General features: G+C 71.4%; 27 protein-coding genes. 6 read left to right on the forward strand and 21 right to left on the reverse strand.

Translation table 11 applies throughout. The features are described from left to right. Position 1: 1 nt before the first annotated feature. The 17 genes from STTU_RS23910 to STTU_RS23990 all read right to left on the reverse strand — a co-directional run bounded on the left by STTU_RS23910 (position 2) and on the right by STTU_RS23990 (position 8,297). On the reverse strand, positions 2–361 hold the full coding sequence (locus STTU_RS23910) for a hypothetical protein (RefSeq protein ID WP_052862407.1): 360 nt from the start codon (positions 359–361) through the stop codon (positions 2–4). A gap of 16 nt (positions 362–377) precedes the next feature. Next, the gene (locus tag STTU_RS23915) at positions 378–809 is read right to left on the reverse strand and encodes a hypothetical protein (RefSeq protein WP_007827605.1); all 432 of its coding nucleotides are present in this window, start codon (positions 807–809) and stop codon (positions 378–380) included. After that, positions 806–1,015 carry a hypothetical protein gene (locus STTU_RS23920; protein ID WP_043256147.1) on the reverse strand — a complete coding sequence of 70 codons (210 nt, stop codon included), beginning with the start codon at positions 1,013–1,015 and terminating at the stop codon, positions 806–808. Before STTU_RS23920 ends, STTU_RS23915 begins: the two co-directional genes overlap by 4 nt. Next, the gene (locus STTU_RS23925; protein ID WP_007827606.1) at positions 1,012–1,278 is read right to left on the reverse strand and encodes a WhiB family transcriptional regulator; all 267 of its coding nucleotides are present in this window, start codon (positions 1,276–1,278) and stop codon (positions 1,012–1,014) included. Before STTU_RS23925 ends, STTU_RS23920 begins: the two co-directional genes overlap by 4 nt. Continuing rightward, on the reverse strand, positions 1,275–1,901 hold the full coding sequence (locus STTU_RS23930; RefSeq protein ID WP_043256148.1) for a hypothetical protein: 627 nt from the start codon (positions 1,899–1,901) through the stop codon (positions 1,275–1,277). Before STTU_RS23930 ends, STTU_RS23925 begins: the two co-directional genes overlap by 4 nt. Beyond that, a complete protein-coding gene (locus STTU_RS35035; RefSeq protein WP_199785039.1) occupies positions 1,898–2,068 on the reverse strand; it encodes a hypothetical protein in 171 nt (56 codons plus the stop codon). The genes STTU_RS23930 and STTU_RS35035 overlap by 4 nt, the downstream gene beginning before the upstream one ends. Further along, complete coding sequence (locus STTU_RS23935; RefSeq protein WP_234019309.1) at positions 2,068–2,307, reverse strand: hypothetical protein; 240 nt, start codon at positions 2,305–2,307, stop codon at positions 2,068–2,070. The genes STTU_RS35035 and STTU_RS23935 overlap by 1 nt, the downstream gene beginning before the upstream one ends. After that, positions 2,304–2,618 carry a hypothetical protein gene (locus STTU_RS23940; RefSeq protein ID WP_007827609.1) on the reverse strand — a complete coding sequence of 105 codons (315 nt, stop codon included), beginning with the start codon at positions 2,616–2,618 and terminating at the stop codon, positions 2,304–2,306. Before STTU_RS23940 ends, STTU_RS23935 begins: the two co-directional genes overlap by 4 nt. After that, positions 2,618–3,373: an exonuclease domain-containing protein gene (locus STTU_RS23945; protein ID WP_043256150.1), complete on the reverse strand. Its 756-nt coding sequence runs from the start codon at positions 3,371–3,373 to the stop codon at positions 2,618–2,620. The genes STTU_RS23940 and STTU_RS23945 overlap by 1 nt, the downstream gene beginning before the upstream one ends. Next, entirely contained in the window at positions 3,370–4,470 is a 1,101-nt protein-coding gene (locus STTU_RS23950; protein ID WP_007827612.1) for a hypothetical protein, read from the reverse strand. The genes STTU_RS23945 and STTU_RS23950 overlap by 4 nt, the downstream gene beginning before the upstream one ends. Then, on the reverse strand, positions 4,470–5,390 hold the full coding sequence (locus STTU_RS23955) for a hypothetical protein (RefSeq protein ID WP_007827613.1): 921 nt from the start codon (positions 5,388–5,390) through the stop codon (positions 4,470–4,472). Before STTU_RS23955 ends, STTU_RS23950 begins: the two co-directional genes overlap by 1 nt. Next, the gene (locus tag STTU_RS32280; protein WP_052862408.1) at positions 5,387–5,947 is read right to left on the reverse strand and encodes a hypothetical protein; all 561 of its coding nucleotides are present in this window, start codon (positions 5,945–5,947) and stop codon (positions 5,387–5,389) included. Before STTU_RS32280 ends, STTU_RS23955 begins: the two co-directional genes overlap by 4 nt. Next, on the reverse strand, positions 5,944–6,432 hold the full coding sequence (locus tag STTU_RS33425) for a hypothetical protein (RefSeq protein WP_234019310.1): 489 nt from the start codon (positions 6,430–6,432) through the stop codon (positions 5,944–5,946). The genes STTU_RS32280 and STTU_RS33425 overlap by 4 nt, the downstream gene beginning before the upstream one ends. Continuing rightward, the gene (locus STTU_RS35650) at positions 6,429–7,049 is read right to left on the reverse strand and encodes a hypothetical protein (protein ID WP_234019311.1); all 621 of its coding nucleotides are present in this window, start codon (positions 7,047–7,049) and stop codon (positions 6,429–6,431) included. Before STTU_RS35650 ends, STTU_RS33425 begins: the two co-directional genes overlap by 4 nt. Further along, on the reverse strand, positions 7,046–7,420 hold the full coding sequence (locus tag STTU_RS23980) for a hypothetical protein (RefSeq protein ID WP_007827617.1): 375 nt from the start codon (positions 7,418–7,420) through the stop codon (positions 7,046–7,048). Before STTU_RS23980 ends, STTU_RS35650 begins: the two co-directional genes overlap by 4 nt. A gap of 106 nt (positions 7,421–7,526) precedes the next feature. Further along, the gene (locus STTU_RS23985) at positions 7,527–7,994 is read right to left on the reverse strand and encodes a DUF6197 family protein (protein ID WP_007827618.1); all 468 of its coding nucleotides are present in this window, start codon (positions 7,992–7,994) and stop codon (positions 7,527–7,529) included. An 81-nt stretch (positions 7,995–8,075) separates the two neighbouring features. Then, complete coding sequence (locus tag STTU_RS23990; RefSeq protein ID WP_007827619.1) at positions 8,076–8,297, reverse strand: hypothetical protein; 222 nt, start codon at positions 8,295–8,297, stop codon at positions 8,076–8,078. A gap of 559 nt (positions 8,298–8,856) precedes the next feature. Between STTU_RS23990 and STTU_RS23995 the strand changes: the two genes are divergently transcribed. The 3 genes from STTU_RS23995 (at position 8,857) to STTU_RS24010 (ending at position 11,515) form a co-directional block, all read left to right on the forward strand. Continuing rightward, positions 8,857–9,219 carry a helix-turn-helix domain-containing protein gene (locus STTU_RS23995; protein WP_043256153.1) on the forward strand — a complete coding sequence of 121 codons (363 nt, stop codon included), beginning with the start codon at positions 8,857–8,859 and terminating at the stop codon, positions 9,217–9,219. A gap of 450 nt (positions 9,220–9,669) precedes the next feature. Further along, positions 9,670–10,947 carry a tyrosine-type recombinase/integrase gene (locus STTU_RS24005; RefSeq protein WP_052862409.1) on the forward strand — a complete coding sequence of 426 codons (1,278 nt, stop codon included), beginning with the start codon at positions 9,670–9,672 and terminating at the stop codon, positions 10,945–10,947. A gap of 334 nt (positions 10,948–11,281) precedes the next feature. Then, positions 11,282–11,515 carry a helix-turn-helix transcriptional regulator gene (locus STTU_RS24010; protein WP_043256157.1) on the forward strand — a complete coding sequence of 78 codons (234 nt, stop codon included), beginning with the start codon at positions 11,282–11,284 and terminating at the stop codon, positions 11,513–11,515. Between the two features lie 90 nt (positions 11,516–11,605). On the opposite strand, the gene STTU_RS24015 is transcribed toward STTU_RS24010, so the two are convergent. From STTU_RS24015 to STTU_RS24030, 4 genes are all read right to left on the reverse strand, one after another. Further along, on the reverse strand, positions 11,606–12,259 hold the full coding sequence (locus STTU_RS24015) for a class I SAM-dependent DNA methyltransferase (RefSeq protein WP_007827624.1): 654 nt from the start codon (positions 12,257–12,259) through the stop codon (positions 11,606–11,608). A 75-nt stretch (positions 12,260–12,334) separates the two neighbouring features. Beyond that, positions 12,335–12,835, reverse strand: a complete 501-nt coding sequence (locus STTU_RS24020) for a hypothetical protein (protein WP_007827630.1) — start codon at positions 12,833–12,835, stop codon at positions 12,335–12,337. A 48-nt stretch (positions 12,836–12,883) separates the two neighbouring features. Continuing rightward, complete coding sequence (locus STTU_RS24025) at positions 12,884–13,138, reverse strand: hypothetical protein (protein ID WP_043256159.1); 255 nt, start codon at positions 13,136–13,138, stop codon at positions 12,884–12,886. After that, positions 13,135–13,590: a hypothetical protein gene (locus STTU_RS24030; RefSeq protein WP_043256160.1), complete on the reverse strand. Its 456-nt coding sequence runs from the start codon at positions 13,588–13,590 to the stop codon at positions 13,135–13,137. The genes STTU_RS24025 and STTU_RS24030 overlap by 4 nt, the downstream gene beginning before the upstream one ends. Before the next feature lie 231 nt (positions 13,591–13,821). Here STTU_RS24030 and STTU_RS24035 point away from each other — a divergent pair, with 231 nt between their 5' ends. The 3 genes from STTU_RS24035 to STTU_RS24045 are packed head-to-tail and all read left to right on the forward strand — an operon-like array spanning position 13,822 to position 15,458. Next, entirely contained in the window at positions 13,822–14,082 is a 261-nt protein-coding gene (locus tag STTU_RS24035; RefSeq protein ID WP_007827644.1) for a hypothetical protein, read from the forward strand. Further along, a complete protein-coding gene (locus tag STTU_RS24040) occupies positions 14,054–14,578 on the forward strand; it encodes a DUF6879 family protein (protein WP_043256162.1) in 525 nt (174 codons plus the stop codon). The genes STTU_RS24035 and STTU_RS24040 overlap by 29 nt, the downstream gene beginning before the upstream one ends. A gap of 25 nt (positions 14,579–14,603) precedes the next feature. Continuing rightward, entirely contained in the window at positions 14,604–15,458 is an 855-nt protein-coding gene (locus STTU_RS24045) for a helix-turn-helix domain-containing protein (RefSeq protein ID WP_043257702.1), read from the forward strand. Positions 15,459–15,566: the final 108 nt, after the last annotated feature.

A 15,566-nucleotide genomic window follows, 5' to 3' on the forward strand; every position in this document is an offset into this window, starting at 1 on the left:
GTCAGGCGTCCTTGAAGGTGTCGGTGCTGGGGGCGGTGCGGAAGGGGATGGCCATCTGGCGGGGGTCCTCGCGGACGGGGAGGCCGTCGCCGTCGAGGAAGTAGAGGCTCTTGACCGGGGTGGGCTTCGGGGCCTTGACGGTGGACTCGACGCCGATGGGGAGCGGGGCGGAGTCGACGCCGTTCGCCGGGGGCTCGACGACGATGGTGATGCGGAGTTCGCCCTTTTTGCCGTGGGTGCGGACGGCGTCGAGGAGCTGGTGGAACTCGGTGGAGAGTTCTTCGTCGGTGCGGCCGTTGAGGTGGCTGGCGAGGAAGGCGGCGATGTCGGCGCGCTCGGTGGTGGGCTGGGTGTCGGTCATGGGTTTTGGGCTCCGGTCAGTTGGTGGTGGCGATGGTGCGGAGGCGATTGAGGCCGTCCGTGGTGGCGGCGAGGCCGCGGGCGACGGCGTAGTCCGGCCACGCGGCGTCGAGACGCGCCGAGTTGGCGTCGTCGGCCTGGTCCCAGAGGGCGAGGAGCGCGGCGGTGAAGCTCCCGGCGGGGTAGCCGTTCGCGTCGCGGTGCTCGTGCCAGAGGACGTGCGCGGCGGTCGCGGCCGGGATGTGCGCGGGCTGGGGCTCCCATTCGCCGGTCGCCCAGTCGTCGGGGTCCAAGGCGATGGGGCTGGCGGTCTCGTCCCGGCGGCAGAGGAAGCCGAGCGCCCGGATCTCTCCGGTGAAGGGGTTCGGTGCGACGGCGTGGCACTGGAAGTTCCAGCGGCCTCGGAGGTAGGTGGTGCCGGGCTGGAAGAAGGCGGGCTGCTCGCTCACGCGGCGGTCCTCTCAGTGGTGGTGCGGGCGCGGGCCGGGCAGGTCGCGCGGTGTTCGGTCATGGGCTGGGCGCGGAGGAAATCGCGGACCTTGTCGCGGCCGGTGACGCGGACGTGCGTGCCGCAGGCGGTGCAGAGCAGGTCCGCGACCGGGGTCTGGCCCCGCTCCAGGCGGCGGACCTGCACGCCGCCGAACCAGGCGCTCACTCGGCGGCCTCCGCCGCTCTCCTCTTGCGGCGGGGACCCCGCAGCTTGGTGCGCTCGGCGGCGGTGAGGCCCCCGCGGATGCCCCACAGGCCGTACGGGCTGTCGGTGGCCTCCTCGTCGGCCAAGCACTCCGCGCGGACCGGGCAGATACGGCAGAGCGCGAGGGCTGCCTTCTCGGCCTCCCCGCTGCGCGAGGGGTAGAAGTACTCGGTGTCGACGCCGAGGCAGGCGGCCCGGTCGTACCAGGGCTGGACGGTGGTCACCAGGTCACCGCATCTCGGTCGGGCCACTGGCAGCCGTCCAGCGCTGCCGCGTGCCGGGCCGGGACCTCCGCAAGCGGGAACCCGAGCCAGTGCAGGCCCATCGCCAACATCACGTAGGCGTCGGCCTCGTCCCACTTCGCGCGCCCTTCGGTGACGACGCCGTACCGTTCACCCACCGCAGCCCGCACGAGAGCCTTCAGCGCGTTGCCCTTGAGGCGGTCGCCGTTCTCGTCCCTGTGGACCGTGGTCCCCGTCGCGTAGGTGATCCGCTTCGACGGGGTGATAACCGTGTATGGGATGCCGCGCCGCCACAGGTCGTGGCGGACCATCCACCGCATCGCGGCGAGGGCGTCGGCGCCCTGGTTGTTCTTGGAGTAGGCGGCGCCTTCGATGACGACGAAGTCCGCGTTGCGGTAGTAGGAGGCGAGGCCGCTGAGTTGGGCGGCGAACTTCTCGTGCTGTCCGGTGGCGGTGCAGCGCAGGTGATCGGTCCAGCCGACTCCGGCGACGCCGGAGATGCCCATGGCGACATCAAGGCCGATGACCAGGGGGCGGGGACCCGCCGCCACCGGCGCGGGGGCCGGGGCGGCGGGGGCCTGGTCGAACAGGGTGGGGGCGGTCACTGCCGCTGTCCCTTCGTGGTGGGGTCGGCCGGGTTGAGGCCGAGGACGTCGAGGAGGAGGCGCAGGTCGTCGCGCGAGGGGGCGTACCGGAGCACCGCCCGGGACGCGGCGGCGCGCTGCTCGCGGGTCTGGCCGAGGGTCTCGGCGCTGAGCGAGGTCTCGTCCATCACTGGTCTCCGGCCGTGGTCGTGCCGCAGGTCCAGCAGGTGTGCGAGCCGTCCGCGTGCACTCGCTGGTACGTGGTGCGCTCGCAGCCGGAGCAGTGGAGGTTGTCGTTCTCCTCGGCGTCGCCGTCCTCCAGGAGCCCGTCGAGCTGGTCCTCGTCGAGGAGGCCGTGCCCGGTGGTGGGGGCGCGGTGGCGGCCGGCGGGGTGGAGGAGTTGGCGCAGCGCGCGCATGGGGCTCATGAGCTGACCTCCGGGATGGGCTTGTCGGTGCGGTGGGTCTGCCAGTGCTCGCCCATCTCGACGGCGGGGCTGGTGATGCCGACCGCGTCGTCGTAGCGGGCCTGGAGGCGGGCGAGGTCGCGGCGCAGTCGCGCGGCGTCGGTCTCGGCGGCCGTGAGGCGGTCGTGCAGGGACCGGTAGTGCTCGCTGGTGCGGACGGCGGCGGCCAGGTGGGTCACGGCCTGTTCGCGGGTGGTGGCGATCTCCTCGGCGGCGGCGGTCAGGCGGTCTCGGAGGTGGCGGACGGTCCGGGCGAGGGCGAGGCCGAACATCAGCTCTCACCCCCGTCACGCGGAGCAGGCACCAGCGGCCAGGAGCCGTCGATCACCTTGTTCCGGTCGCCGCCCTGCTCCGCAGTCGCCTCCGTCCGGAACCAGCGCTGCAACCCGGCCTGCTGCTCCGCCCGCCACGCCTTCTGCGCGGCGAACAACTGCTGCGGGCCCATGGCGGCGAGCTGCGGGTACCGCTCGAACTGCGCCTCCGCGATCAGGAGGGCGGCGAGCGCGTCGGCCTCGGCGGTGTGCCAGTCCTCCAGCACGACGCCGTACCGCTCACACGTCGGCTGGAGCTTTCTCCGGCCGGTGCCCCGCACGTACTTGTCGACCTGCTTGTCGATGACGTGCGAGTCCACGAGTGCGGGCGCGGACAAGCCCGGGAGCCGGTCAGCCATCGACGGGAGCCCGTGCCGCTCCAACTCGCGGGTGAGGACGGTCCAGTCGTACGCGAGGTTGAACGCCACGACCGGCATGCCGTACAGCAGCGCCTGCGCCAGGCGGCCAGCGATCTCGTCCAGCGCGGCCTTCGGGTCGGCGCCCTCGGCCGTGGCTTTCGCGTCGTCGATGCCGTGAATCTCGGTGGTCTCGGGCGGGATCGGGACGCCGGGGTTGATCAGCCAGGACATGGTGGCGTCCGGGCGGCCACCGCCGCGCACGATGAGCGCGGCGGTGACGATGCGGGCCTCGTTGGGGTCCGGTGCGGTCGTCTCGGTGTCGAATGCGACCTTGCGGATTTCGGAGAAGGTGCTCATGCCCGGCCTCCCTTGAAGTCGGTCAGGAACGCCTGGAGACGCGCAGCCGGGGCAGTGCCGGGGAGCTGACCGCCGTTGGCGGCAGCGAAGCGCTCCTCGACCTGGCGCGTGGTGAGACCGCGCGGTCCGGCGGCGGCGAGGATCTGGAACCAGACGCCCGCCGCCTCGTCGGTCGCCTCGTCCACGATCTCGGCGTCGTGGACCTCTTCGCGGTCGGCCTGCGCTGCGGCCGGGGTCGGGACAGCGGCCTCCGTCTTGGTCGCGCCGTCCAACTCCGCAGCCCTGGCCGTGAGCGTGTCGGCGAGCGCCTTGTCCATGTGCTCGGCGGCCACCGCCTGCTTGTACAGCTCCCGCACGGCACCCGACGTGGTGGCCACCGAAGCGAGTTGCGCGTAGTCGGGGCGCGGAGCCTCGATCGCCGCCCGCGCCGGGCCCGCGGTGACCGCCGGCCCGGTCGGGACCTGCCCAGCCATGAGCGCGTTCGGGGCGATGTCCACGTCGATGGTCGGGACCATCCAGCGCAGCGTCTTCCCTTCGCGCTTCGCGGTGCGCTCTTCCAGGCCGAGAAAGGCGGGCACGTAGCCGCCCGCCTTCGACAGCAGTTCGGCGACGCCGGGGAGTTCGAGGGCGGCGTAGTAGCCGTGGGACTCCAGTCGCCACACGCCGACGCCGGGGATCTCGGCGAGCACGACGTTGAGGCGGGTGGTGGGCTTGCACTGCCGGTTCAGCGGGTCCGGCCCGCAGATGCAGGGCCGGTCCTTGAGCAGTTCGGTGACGCCGTCGCATCGACGCTGGCAGCCGCCGCCGGACCACAGCTCGTAGTACTGCGAGACGGGCTGGTGCGGGACGAGGATGGGCATGCGGGTGGCGTCGGTGAGGACCTCGTACTGCTCGGGCCCGGTGTCGGTCGGCGACCACGGGGCGACGGTGCCGCCGTACTGGGTGGCGACGCGGTCGAGGAGTTCGCGGGAGGGCGAGGTGAGGCGGAAGCGGTTGAGCTTCGCCGGGCGGGTCTTCCCGCTGCTGGTGGCGACCTTCTGGCCGATGCGGATTCGGCCGAGTTCGCGGATGCGCTGCTGGAGGTCGAGGATCGGCATCAGGCGGCGCTCCTTTCCGGGGTGGGCAGGACGAGGGCCTCGCCGATGACGGACTTGGACAGACCGGCCTGGAAGTCGGCGATGGCCTTGACGTGGAGGAACTGGGCGAAGACGTCGTCACCGCACGCGGCGGGGTAGGGGAGGTAGCCCTCGGGCCGCAGGTGGAGGACCACGCCGGTGCTGTGGATCGGCGGGAGCGGGATGCGGGTGCCGTCGCGGAGCCAGCCGACTTCGGCGTGCCGGTACGCGGACATCTGGATGCCGGCCTCGGCGTAGACGCCCTTGATGCCCAGTTCGCCGCCGGTCTTGGTGTCGCCGACGATCACCGTGTCGGCGGGGATGCCGAAGCGGGCGGCGAGGCGCGGGGAGCGCAGGAGGTAGTCGAGCGTCCCGGCATAGCCCTCGGTGTAGTTGCCGACGACCATCTCGGATGCCTCGAAGGTGACCTGCCACTCCTCGACGAAGCGGAGGAAGTGCTCGATGAAGGGCGCGATTTCCTCGTCGTCGAGGTGGGCCGCGGGGATCGGCTGGCCGAGGATGTGCGCCTCGATGACGTCGTGGACGGCGCCGCCGATGGCCGCGCGCTCGTCCTTCTTGCGGGTGTGGGCGCGTCGGAGCCAGTCGTACGCCTCGGTGCGGCTGGCGGGGTTGAGGGAGGAGGACGCGAGGTAGGGCAGGTTGTCGAGGGCGGTCTGGGCGGTGATGTTCCCGGCCCAGAAGACGAGGGCTTCCTTCGGCATGCCCTGGCTGAGGATGGTGGTGACGCGTCGGAGCTTGTCGCCGGTGAGCTTGTCGCGGTACCAGCCCTGGGAGGGGCGGGGGATGCGGTCGGGGCCGGTTGGCGTGGGGGCGGCGGTCTTGCGGCGCCGCCCGGCGGCCGGGGCCGTGGTGGCCCCGGCACGCTGGGTGGTGGTGCTCATCGGGTGGTCGCCTCCGCGAGGGTGTAGAAGCGGCGGTCGCCCGCGTCGTGCCGGGTGAGGTGGCCATCGCCGTGAAGCTGGGCGAGGTCGGCGCGGATCGTGGCGCGGAGCACGTGCTGCGCGGGCCAGATCCGCCGGTAGAGGCGCTTCACGCGGCCGGGGGTCCACTGGCCGTGCTCGCTGCGGATGCGGTCGAGGAGGAACGCGCGCCGTTGGGCGGAGCCGGTGGCGGGAGTGGACTCGCCCCGCAGGGTGTCCTTCTCCGCCTTGTCGGCCGGGCGGGAGAGGCGCTGGCGCAGCTCGGCGCGAAGGGCGGCGTTCTTGGCGGACCAGTCGGCGATCTCGTCGGTCAGCTCGACGACATCGTCGGCCGCAGCCGACAGAGCGGCGCGCAGGCGGGTCACCTCGGCGCTGAGCGTCCGCGCGATGTCCGCGAGAGCGCGCTCCGTGCCGTCGTTGTACGTCGCCGCCGACCAGGTCTTCGTGCGCTCGCCGTACTGGCGGAGGCGGACCAGGGCGGCGTCCGGCGTCAGGGGCTCGGGGGTCGGGGCGCTCACGCGGCACCGCCCGTCTCCGCGACGCCCGCGCCCGCGCCGACGTACCGCGTCTCGACGCGGGTCCCGTTCTCCGTCCGGCTCACCCGCGCCTCGAAGCTCCCGCCCGGCCCGTAGCACGGCTGGGTACTCCGGCGGTTCCCCGTCCGGATCGACGAGGCCGTGCTGGCCGCCGTCACCGAATTGCGGTACTCGCCCACCACGACCCACACCCCGGGCGCCCGCCGCGCGGCCTCCGCCACAGCGGCGTGATCGACGCGGGCACCGCGCCGCGAGGACACCGCAGCGTCGCTGGTCTTCACGGCCCCGACATCGGCGACCGCCTCGGCCCACGCACGGTCCTTCGCCCAGACGGACCCGTACCGGGCCTCGTGGCGGGCGGCGATCTCCCGCGCCGCATCCGGGCCCACGCGGACCTCGCCGCGCTCGACCTGCCCGAAGAGATGCTCCTCGACAGTGACCGGCCGCATGTTGGTGTTCGTCTTCACGCCGCACCGCCGATCGCGCGGACCTCGGCGAGCGCAGCCCCGCGCACCGCGCACCAGCCCGCGCAGTACCAGCGGACCGGCTCCCGCGAGCCGGGCACAGCCACGAGGACCATGCCGGGCTGCGGGGCGACCACGGAGTCCGCGTGCGCGGTGCCACAGCCCTCGACGCTGCACTGCTCGGTCCTCGGCGTCGACGCCAGCTTGGGCGCGCCGACCATGCCCTGGTTCCACGCCTGCTGCCCGGCCGAGGCCCGGCGGGCGGCCTCCTTCGCGCGGCCGTCCTCGCGCCGCGCGGTCAGGCACGGCTCGCAGGCCGGCGTCTTGAGGCGCCGGTGCGAGCGCCAGCCGCGCATCGTGCCGTGCTCCGGCGGGGTGGTGCGGGCAACCATCGTGGTGGCCTCCTTCGTGCTGAGCTGGTAGCTGTGTTGACCGGCGGTCTCGACGACCCGCAGCACCCCGCGCGCCACGAGCGCGCCCAAGTCCTTGCGGGCCGTGTTCCGGCCGGTGGTGGGCCAGGGGCTCGCGGCCATGAGGCGCGCGGCGCTGGCGGTGCTGACCCGGGCGGCGGGGCCCTGGCCCTGTATGGCGGCGAGGAGGAAGTCGCGGCGGGCGCTCACGCGGCCTCACCCCTCTCGCGCTGCGCCGGTACCGGGCGGGGCACGATCAGCTCGGCGATCCGGTCCCGGAGCCGTCCGGCCTGCGCGCCGTACACCGGAATCCGCCCGTCGCCGACCTCGGTGAGGAGGCTGTCGACGAGCGCGTCCCGGGCGTGCGCGGCGTGGGAGTCGCAGCCCTCGGCGTGCGCGACGCGGGCGAGCGCCGCCAGCTCCAGGAGGTCGGCGAGAAGCTGCTGCGGGTCCTCGTCGGCGGCCTGCGCGAGCCCGATGAGGAAGATACGGAGGTAGTCGGAGACGTCGAGGCGGATACCGGTCGGCGTGGGGTCCACGTAGATCCGGGACGGGCCGGTGACGGGCGGGTTGCTGCTCATCGGCGGGCCTCCCGCACGCTCGTGTCGTACGCGGTGTCCTCGACGGCGAGCGCCACGGTGAGGGCGTAGACCGCGAGGGTGAAGGCGAGGAGGAAGAGGACGGCGGTCACAGCGACACCGCCGTCGCGTCCGCCGCGCGCTCCAGCACGCCCACGGCGGCCTCCGTGGTGCGCCCGTCCTCGTCGCCCCACTGCGCGAGGTGGAACTCGCGCGCCAGCTCGTCGTCCGCGTAGGGCCCCTCGCCGTTCACGACCAGGCGGTCGGCGAGCACCCGGATCGCGTCGGCCGAGAGGATCGAGATGCCGTGCGGGTCGCCCGTCGCGGCGCAGCGCAGCGCGGCGACGAGGCACATGGGGCGCTCGGCGTGCGGCGTGGCCAGGTGCCGGTCGAAGGGGTCGGGCACGTAGTCGCCCTGGTAGAGACCGACCTGCGCGAGAACGCGGGCCGCCCTGCGGAAGAGGTCCGACAGCGCCATCGGCGGGCGCGTCGCGGACGGCTGGGAGGGGATGGAGATACCGGTCACGAGGACCGTCCGCCGGTGACCGGCGGGAAGATCGGTAGGCTGTGCGTACACGGTTGCCTCTGCTTTCGCGTGAGTTGAGGTGCCGAGGGGCTTCGCGGACCAGGCCCGGTCTGCGGGGCCCCGAATTCGTTGTCAGGCGGCGGCGAGCGCGGACTGCTGCTCGTGCCACGCCTCGACCGCGGCGAGGTTGAAGCGACGGCCGCGGCCCACGAAGGGCTCCTCGGGCATTCCGGCGTCGAGCCAGCGGAGGACCTGCCAGTCGGAGACGGAGTAGTACGTCTCCAACTGCTTCTGGTCGAGCAGCGGGACGAGCCCGGCGGGGAGCGAGACGGCGCGGTCACTCTTCTTCGGCATCGGGCCTTGACCTTTCTACTGTCGCAGTCGAATGTGTGGGCATGCGGAAGAGGTGCTGGAGCGGTTCGTCCAGGGCTTCCGCGATCCACCAGGCGGTCGCCATCTCGCAGGCGTCCCGGGCTGATTTCCCGGTGCTGGTGAGGCGGCCGATGGTGGCGGGGCTGACGCCCCGTCCGGCGGGGTCTACGCGCCGGGTCTGCTCCGCGAGTCGGGGGCCGGAGAGTCCTCGGGCGCTCATCGCGTCACGGAGTGGCTGACCGGCGCCCTTGCGGAGGAGTTTCGGCATCGGGACCTCGTTCGGGTGTTACCCGCCCCGTGGTGAGGCGTTGCGACATTTCTACAGTCGCAGTCGCAGCGCGTCAAGCCAGTTTCGCCGAGATTCGCCGAGGGGTGCCCAGTCTTGGGGTGTCTCGGGGCACGTTTTTCGAATGCTTGTTCTATGGTGGTGTCATATTCAAAGAGCGGCGGTGCGCGGCGGGGAGGTCGTGCGCCGGTCAAGATCGGGCCACGCTTCTACTTTGGCTTGCGAAAAGTAGAAGGCGGCGGGCAGTCTTGCCCTGTGGAAAACCAGGAAGACGGCCCCGTCGAGAACTTTGCGCAGCTCCTCCAGCGCCTCAAGGTGGAGTACGGCGTCTCGGACTCCGAGATCGCGCGCCGCATCGACGTCTCCGTCTCCACCGTCAACACCTGGGTCCACAACAAGCGCACGCCGCGCAGGGACGCCCTGGAACGCCTGTCTGCCGCGTTCCCGAAGTACTCCCTCGCCGCTCTCAGCGAGGCGGCCGGCCGAGAGGCGCCCGGCGAGTTGAGCCCTGACCGCGAGGCTCGCCTGCTGGAACTGATCAGGGACCTCACCCCCGATCAGCAGGGCGTCGTGGAAATCCAGCTCAAGGCGTTGCGCGACGCCAACCAGCGCGGCTGATCGCACGCACGTGCGGGTAATTGCCGTGCAACCGTTCGGGTATGTGTCGGGTCTACCTATGCGGATGCCGACACTCACAGTGAAGCGAACGGCACGGGTTGCGCCCAATAGGGTGCGTATGCGCGCCTCACAGATGTACCGTCATCCGCACGCGTTGACGTCCTCCCCCGTCAGCACCACGGCTCTGCCACGCCTGCACCGGGGGTATCACCATGTGCGTCACCATCGCCCTGTCGCCGATTACTGACAGCTACCGGCCGTGGGACTACCGCACACGGACGATCACCCTTCCGGAGACACTCCCCGCCGAGCATCGCCCCCGCGTCGTGCGCGCGGTGCTGTCCGAACTCGCCGTACCCCAGCCGGAGTCCGGTGCACGCTGCTGGTGCGGGGCCGCTGTGGAGCTGCCCCGCGTTCCCCAGCAGACCCGGAGGACGAAGGTGATCAGCCATGGCGCCTAGGGCGGCCAACAACCCCCGACAGATCCGGTCGAAGAGCTGCGGCTGCACGCTCTGCCTGGCCAAGTACCCGCCCGAGCAGTACGGAGACCGCAGGCCGAAGCGCGACTGCTCGGGCTCCTGGCAAGCCCGCTACCGAGATCCTGCCGGGCGCCAGCTCGCGAAGAACTTCGCGAAGAAGAAGGAGGCCGATGCGTTCCTCGACCGTGTGCGTTCCGCGGTCCGGGAACGGACTTACCGTGACCCGAAACGCGGCGAGATCCGCCTGTCCGCGTGGTGGGACACCTGGTGGGAGGTGGGCAGCAAGAAAGCCCGCGTCGGCACCCGGAACCGCAAGGTTGGCCTCTGGGAGAAGTACGTCGCTCCCGCTTGGGGCCAGTACAGGATCATGGACCTGGAGTACATGGAACTCCAGCAGTGGCTGACGAGTACGGTCCCCGGATTCGACAACCAGAAGAAGGTCAAGGAGCTTCTCGCTGGCCTCCTCGACGCGGCGATCCGCGACGGGGAGCGCATCAGCCACAATCCTGCCGCGAAGCTGGAGATCACCGCCGCGAAGTGGGCCAGACACCCCGACGACTTGGCGCCCCCAACCGAAGCGCAGTACGCGCTGATCCACGCCGCGCTGCCCCCGTACTACCAGGTGATCTTCCGGGACTTCGCCCACGAGACCGGGATGCGCCCCGGCGAGTACGCCGGCCTCCGTCTGCACTGCGTGGACGAAGAGGAGCAGGTGGTGCACATCAAGGAGATCCTCGTCTTCGATGGAGGGCGTCTGATGCGGCAGGAGGCGCCGAAGACGAGCGCCGGCTTCCGGACCGTCCCCCTGACCCCCCGGGCCATGAGCGCGATCAACTTCATGAAGGAGAAGTGGCGCCCGGCTCGTACCCGCTCCCGTATCGGCGACGGCTACGACCTGCACGTAGAAGAGCTGGTGTTCAGAGGGCCACGCGGGGCGGCGCTGAACCGCAACAACCTCAAACGCCCCTGGCACACGGCGATCAAGCAAGCGGGTGTGGCACGGCAGATGGTGAACCCCGAGACGGGCAGGGTCGAGCTGTGGCCGCGGATCTACGACTACCGGCACGTGGTCTCGACTCGACTGCACCACAACGGGATCAGCGAGAGAGACGCCCAGTCCGCTCTGGGGCATGACCGCGGGGCCCGGGTCACCTGGCTGTACACGCACCAGAGCGAGGACTCCCGGGAGAAGGTCCGGGCCGCTCTCGCTGGTCAGCCGCCTGCAAGTGGACTCCGGCTCGCGGAGTGACGTCTCAGGCCCGGAATCCACAAGGAGTCCACACGGCCCGCTCGGCGAGACTCGGCGAGTCTCGGCGAAGTAGGGTCGGGAGTGCCGGGAATGGAGTCGGTGAAGCTCGGCGAGTCTCGGCGAGTCTCGGCCAACCTTGCAGGTCAGGAGCGCTGCCCTTACAAGGCGAATGTCGGCGGTTCGAAACCGTCCGCGCCCACCGGGGATACACAGCAGGTCAGAGCCTGTTTCCGGCCCCCCAGTCCGTAAGGACTGGGGGGTTTTGCCGCGCCCAGAATCCACCTGTACCACCGACGGTGCCGACATGCCGTGACCGGCGGCTGAGCGTGGCTGCGTGCCGCCAGAGCCGCCCCCCGCCCGGGTCCTCGACCAGCGCCGCGCCATCGGCGACCGCATCCGCACGGCCCGCCTGGAGGCGGCCATCACGCAGGAGACCCTCGCGGAGCGCACCGGCCTCGACCGGAAGACGATCGTGGGGACCGAGAGCGGCACCCACAGCACGCTCCTCGACCACCTCCTCCTCATCGCCCGCGCCCTCGGCCGACCGCTCGCGGACCTCGTGAGGTGAAGCCCCCGGATCGTTCCGGACAGGCGCTGCCCTGCGCTCCCACAGGGCGGGTCGGCAGCTACCCGGGCAGGTGCTGCGGTCGTCCGGGAGTCATGCCTGGGCAGTGACGACAAGGGTGCCGATGTGCCCTTCCTCGGGGGCGTCGATCGTCCGCGCGTTCGCCGTGGCGAACCCGGCGCGCAGGAGGTGGCGCTCCCATACGGCCGGCCTGTAGCTGTACCGGTAGGTGAACATCGCTCGTCCGGCGAACCCGCCCTTGTACATGCCTTGGGGCCCGTAGGCGCCTGGGATGGCCGGCGGCTGGGAGAAGGCGAACACGCCGCCGCGGCTCAACCGCGCGCGGACGAGGGGGAAGAGGCGGGACGGGTCGGTGAACCAGGCCGCGCCGAAGATGGAGTACACGGCGTCGTACCGGCTGGTGTCGGTGGTGAGCCAGTCGAGGACTTCGGCCTGCTCGATGTGGACGCCGAGCGGCGACCACCGCCGGCCGGCCAGTTCGACCATGCGCGGCGACAGATCCACCCCCGTGCCCTTCACACCCTGCTGTGCGAGGTGGGCCAGGGCGCGTCCGGTGCCGCATCCGATTTCCAGTACGGACTCGGGCGAGCCAAGTAGCTCGGGCCCCGGGCCGTGGCCGGCGTACTGGGTCCAGCAGAACGAGGGTTCCGCCTCGGCGTCGAAGGCGCTTTCGGCGTAGGCGTCCCAGAGTTCGGTCTCGGCGGGGATGTCGTGCGGCACGGGCACTGCTGTTCCTCTGATCGTTGGGTCGCCGGGCCCCGCCCCCGCGGGATGGCGGGGGCGGGGCCGACTGTAGCGGGGTCAGTGGCTGTCGGGGACCTTGCTGTCGCACGGCGAGCAGCTGGTGCCGTCGATGGCCCACAGCTCCTCGTCGATGGCCCACCCCTGTGACTTGAGGAAGTCGCCGGTGCGCAGGCACAGGCCGTCGTCGCGGCGCTCGATGAACGGGGCGTGGTGCTTGAAGGCGCCGCCGTTGTAGAGACGGCAGATGCCCCACCAGACGGGGGTGTCGAGGATGAGCTGGTGGACGCCGATGTCGACGAGCCTGCCCACGCCGAGGTGGACGTCGGGGTTCTCGATGGAGCCGAGGGTGTACATGACGGCGTTGCCGAGGATGCGTTCGGCCATGTCCTTGACCATGGTGTGGTCGCGCAGGAGCAGGGCGATCTCGCGGTCCCAGATGTTCAGGCCGCTGTCGAGGACGTTGACGGTGAGTTCGGTGATGTGGGGGGCGACCGCGTTGAGCAGTTCCCGCGGGTCGCGGGTGCGGGTGAGCGCCGATGTGTCGAGCGTGACGGTCATGGGCTTGCCTTCCCTCGTGGGTGGGTGTTCCGTCTCGGCCGTGCGCGGTCAGCAGAAGCCGCCGAGGCGGGGTTCTGGGGCGCTGCCCTCTGTTCCTGGGGCGGCGTGGACGTGCGCGCAGTCCGGACATGCGCGCGGGAACCAGGCGCGGGCGGTGCGGGTGGCGGGGCGGGCGCCGAGGTCGACGTCGTCGATGCCGGGCTGAAGCGTGGTCTCGCACCACACGCAGGCGGCGCCGCGCCGCTGCTCGGCCGTGAGCGTCTCGACGGCGGGAAGGAGGTCCGCGTCCAGTTGGGTACTCACCGCTCCGTCACCTCCATCTCCCGCGCGTCGAGGAGCGCTTCACGCAGCAGCCGCGCGGGCGTGAGGAGACCGGTGCCGTAGGGCGGGTGCAGCCAAGTGCGCCCGCCGGCGCCGATGCCGGGTGCGGGGCAGTCGAGCACCCACCCGGCGGGGTGGACGACGGCGCCCGAGATGTCGGCGAGGAGGGTCGCGGTCCCGGCGGCCACGAGCCACCAGGCGCGGCGAGCGTCGGAGGACCCCTGGACGGGACCGGCGTTGCCGCTCATCCGGAGCACGCACAAGGCGTCGATCGACGGGTAGAGCGGGGCCTCGACGACCCGCCAGATTCCCGTCGAGGGCACCGGCGCGAGCCGTTCCCGCTGCCAGTCGGCGTAGGCGGGGGACGGGTCGAGCAAGGTTTCGGTCAGCCATGCGCACCCGGGGTGGGCCCTCGGGAGGAGAGTCGAGGTCATGCTGCGCCTCCTGCGCCCGGCCCCGTAGGTCGCGGCGTGCACGGGCTTGCGATAGGGGCTGCCGCAGGTCACAGACGCTAGGGATGTGACGTGCGACACGGCCAGGCATGTGCAGATCTGTGCATCCGCCTCCCCTCGAACGGGTGGTCAACGAGCTGGGCCCTTGACGGGGACCGCCAGTTCGCTGACGGTGTCGCACACAGCTGCACACCCCCATACCTGGAGGGCACCATGTCGTTACGGTTCATCGGGATCGACCCGAACACAGGAGACAAGGAGAGCCCGACCGTCTGGGTGGACGAGGAGCACAGCGAGCTGGTCTTCCAGGGCTGGGTGCCGTCACCGGCCCTGGAGGCGGAGTGCACGGCCACGGAGGTACCGGGCCACGCGAAGGGGATTCCCGAGGGGGAAGCGGTCGTCCGCATCCCGGCCCGGATGGTGGAGATGGTGAGGGAGGCGTGCGATGCCATCGAGCAAGCCCACGTTCGATGAGCTGATCGCGACGTGCCGGAGCGCTCTCCACCTGGAGATGCGCGACGCCTACGCCGTGGACTACGAGAAGGGTCCCTTCGCGGACTGGCGCGCCGGACACCGGCTCAACCCGGCGGAACGCGAGACCTGGTGGCGTCCGTGGCTCGACCTCATCAGCGAAACGGTCGACCGCGGCGCGGAAGTGCGGCGCGCGCGGATCGTGTCCGAGCCGGTCAGCGAGTACACCCGCTTCCTCTACGACGGCACCTTCACCAATGTGGCCGCCGGGGAGCAGGTCCGCTGGCTGCCCCGACGCCAGGCATCCGACATTCCCCTGCCGGGCAATGACTTCTGGCTCTTCGACGGCGTGTGGGTGCACTGGAACCACTTCGCCGGGGACGGGTCATCGCTCGGCGCGGAGATCACCGACGATCCCCGCGCGGCGGCTGTGTGCCGTGACGCCTTCGAGCAGGTGTGGGAACGAGCTACACCGCACGACGAGTACAAGATCCGCTGAGCAGAAAGACCGCGTGCCGCCCCCCATGCCCACCTCTCCGTCGTCGTCCGCCCAAGCGGCCCGACAGGCCGTGGCCGAGCGGCTGCGCGACCTCCGCCGAGCCGCAGGGCTCACGGTGACAGAGCTGGGGGCGGCGTGCGGCTGGCACCACGCAAAGACGTCCCGGATCGAGAACGCCCGTACCGCGCCCTCGGCCAAGGACATCACCGCCTGGTGCCGTGCATGCGGAGTTGAGGCGCTGACCGGGGACCTGGTGGCGCAGTCCCTCAACGCCGAGTCGATGTACAGCGAGTGGCGCGACCAGATGCGGGGCGGAATAAAGCGCCTCCAGGAGTCCTTGACGGACTTCTACCGGGAGACGCGCCTGTTCCGGGTCTACTCCTCCACGCTCATCCCCGGGCTGTTGCAGACGGAGGGATACGCCGCGGGCCTCCTCACGGCCATCGCCGACTTCCGCCAGATCCCGGTGAACGACGGGGCGGAGGCGGGCGCCGCCCGGGTGGCCCGGTCTCGGGTCATCTACGAGCCCGGCCACCGCTTCGTCCTCCTGATCGAGGAGGCCGCCCTCTACTACCGGATCGGCGACGACGAGGCAATGGCCGCCCAACTCGGCTTTCTCCTCACGGCTGGTGCCCTGCCCGCCGTGTCGCTGGGCATCGTCCCCTCGTCGCACCCACAGCGTCGGCAGTGGCCGCACGAGACGTTCCACATGTACGACGACGCCTTCGTGTCGGTCGAACTGCTCTCCGCGCAGGTGAAGCTGACCCAGCCCTCAGAGATCGCCCTGTATTTGCGGGCGTTCGAAGAGCTGCGGAGCATGGCCGTCTACGGCGCGGACGCGCGCGCTCTGGTCGTGCGGGCGATCGACGCGTTGCGGTAGCCGAAACGGCGAAGGTGGCCCTCCCCGCGCGTCGCGGGCCGGGCCCGGTACGGCGGGGGGGGGGGGGGGGGGGGGGCGTCCCGTGCCGTCGGGGGTTGAGCGTGCGCC

It is taken from the genome of Streptomyces sp. Tu6071 (assembly GCF_000213055.1).
Taxonomy (GTDB): domain Bacteria; phylum Actinomycetota; class Actinomycetes; order Streptomycetales; family Streptomycetaceae; genus Streptomyces; species Streptomyces evansiae.

Excerpts from the sequence above, each read along its gene's own strand:
- STTU_RS23910 (WP_052862407.1), bottom strand. The coding sequence starts at position 361 with ATGACCGACACCCAGCCCACCACCGAGCGCGCCGACATCGCCGCCTTC.
- STTU_RS35035 (WP_199785039.1), bottom strand. The coding sequence starts at position 2,068 with ATGGACGAGACCTCGCTCAGCGCCGAGACCCTCGGCCAGACCCGCGAG.
- STTU_RS23935 (WP_234019309.1), bottom strand. The coding sequence starts at position 2,307 with ATGAGCCCCATGCGCGCGCTGCGCCAACTCCTCCACCCCGCCGGCCGC.
- STTU_RS23940 (WP_007827609.1), bottom strand. The coding sequence starts at position 2,618 with ATGTTCGGCCTCGCCCTCGCCCGGACCGTCCGCCACCTCCGAGACCGC.
- STTU_RS23945 (WP_043256150.1), bottom strand. The coding sequence starts at position 3,373 with ATGAGCACCTTCTCCGAAATCCGCAAGGTCGCATTCGACACCGAGACG.
- STTU_RS23950 (WP_007827612.1), bottom strand. The coding sequence starts at position 4,470 with ATGCCGATCCTCGACCTCCAGCAGCGCATCCGCGAACTCGGCCGAATC.
- STTU_RS23955 (WP_007827613.1), bottom strand. The coding sequence starts at position 5,390 with ATGAGCACCACCACCCAGCGTGCCGGGGCCACCACGGCCCCGGCCGCC.
- STTU_RS23980 (WP_007827617.1), bottom strand. The coding sequence starts at position 7,420 with ATGAGCAGCAACCCGCCCGTCACCGGCCCGTCCCGGATCTACGTGGAC.
- STTU_RS23990 (WP_007827619.1), bottom strand. The coding sequence starts at position 8,297 with ATGCCGAAGAAGAGTGACCGCGCCGTCTCGCTCCCCGCCGGGCTCGTC.
- STTU_RS24005 (WP_052862409.1), top strand. The coding sequence starts at position 9,670 with ATGGCGCCTAGGGCGGCCAACAACCCCCGACAGATCCGGTCGAAGAGC.
- STTU_RS24020 (WP_007827630.1), bottom strand. The coding sequence starts at position 12,835 with ATGACCGTCACGCTCGACACATCGGCGCTCACCCGCACCCGCGACCCG.
- STTU_RS24030 (WP_043256160.1), bottom strand. The coding sequence starts at position 13,590 with ATGACCTCGACTCTCCTCCCGAGGGCCCACCCCGGGTGCGCATGGCTG.
- STTU_RS24035 (WP_007827644.1), top strand. The coding sequence starts at position 13,822 with ATGTCGTTACGGTTCATCGGGATCGACCCGAACACAGGAGACAAGGAG.
- STTU_RS24040 (WP_043256162.1), top strand. The coding sequence starts at position 14,054 with ATGCCATCGAGCAAGCCCACGTTCGATGAGCTGATCGCGACGTGCCGG.
- STTU_RS24045 (WP_043257702.1), top strand. The coding sequence starts at position 14,604 with ATGCCCACCTCTCCGTCGTCGTCCGCCCAAGCGGCCCGACAGGCCGTG.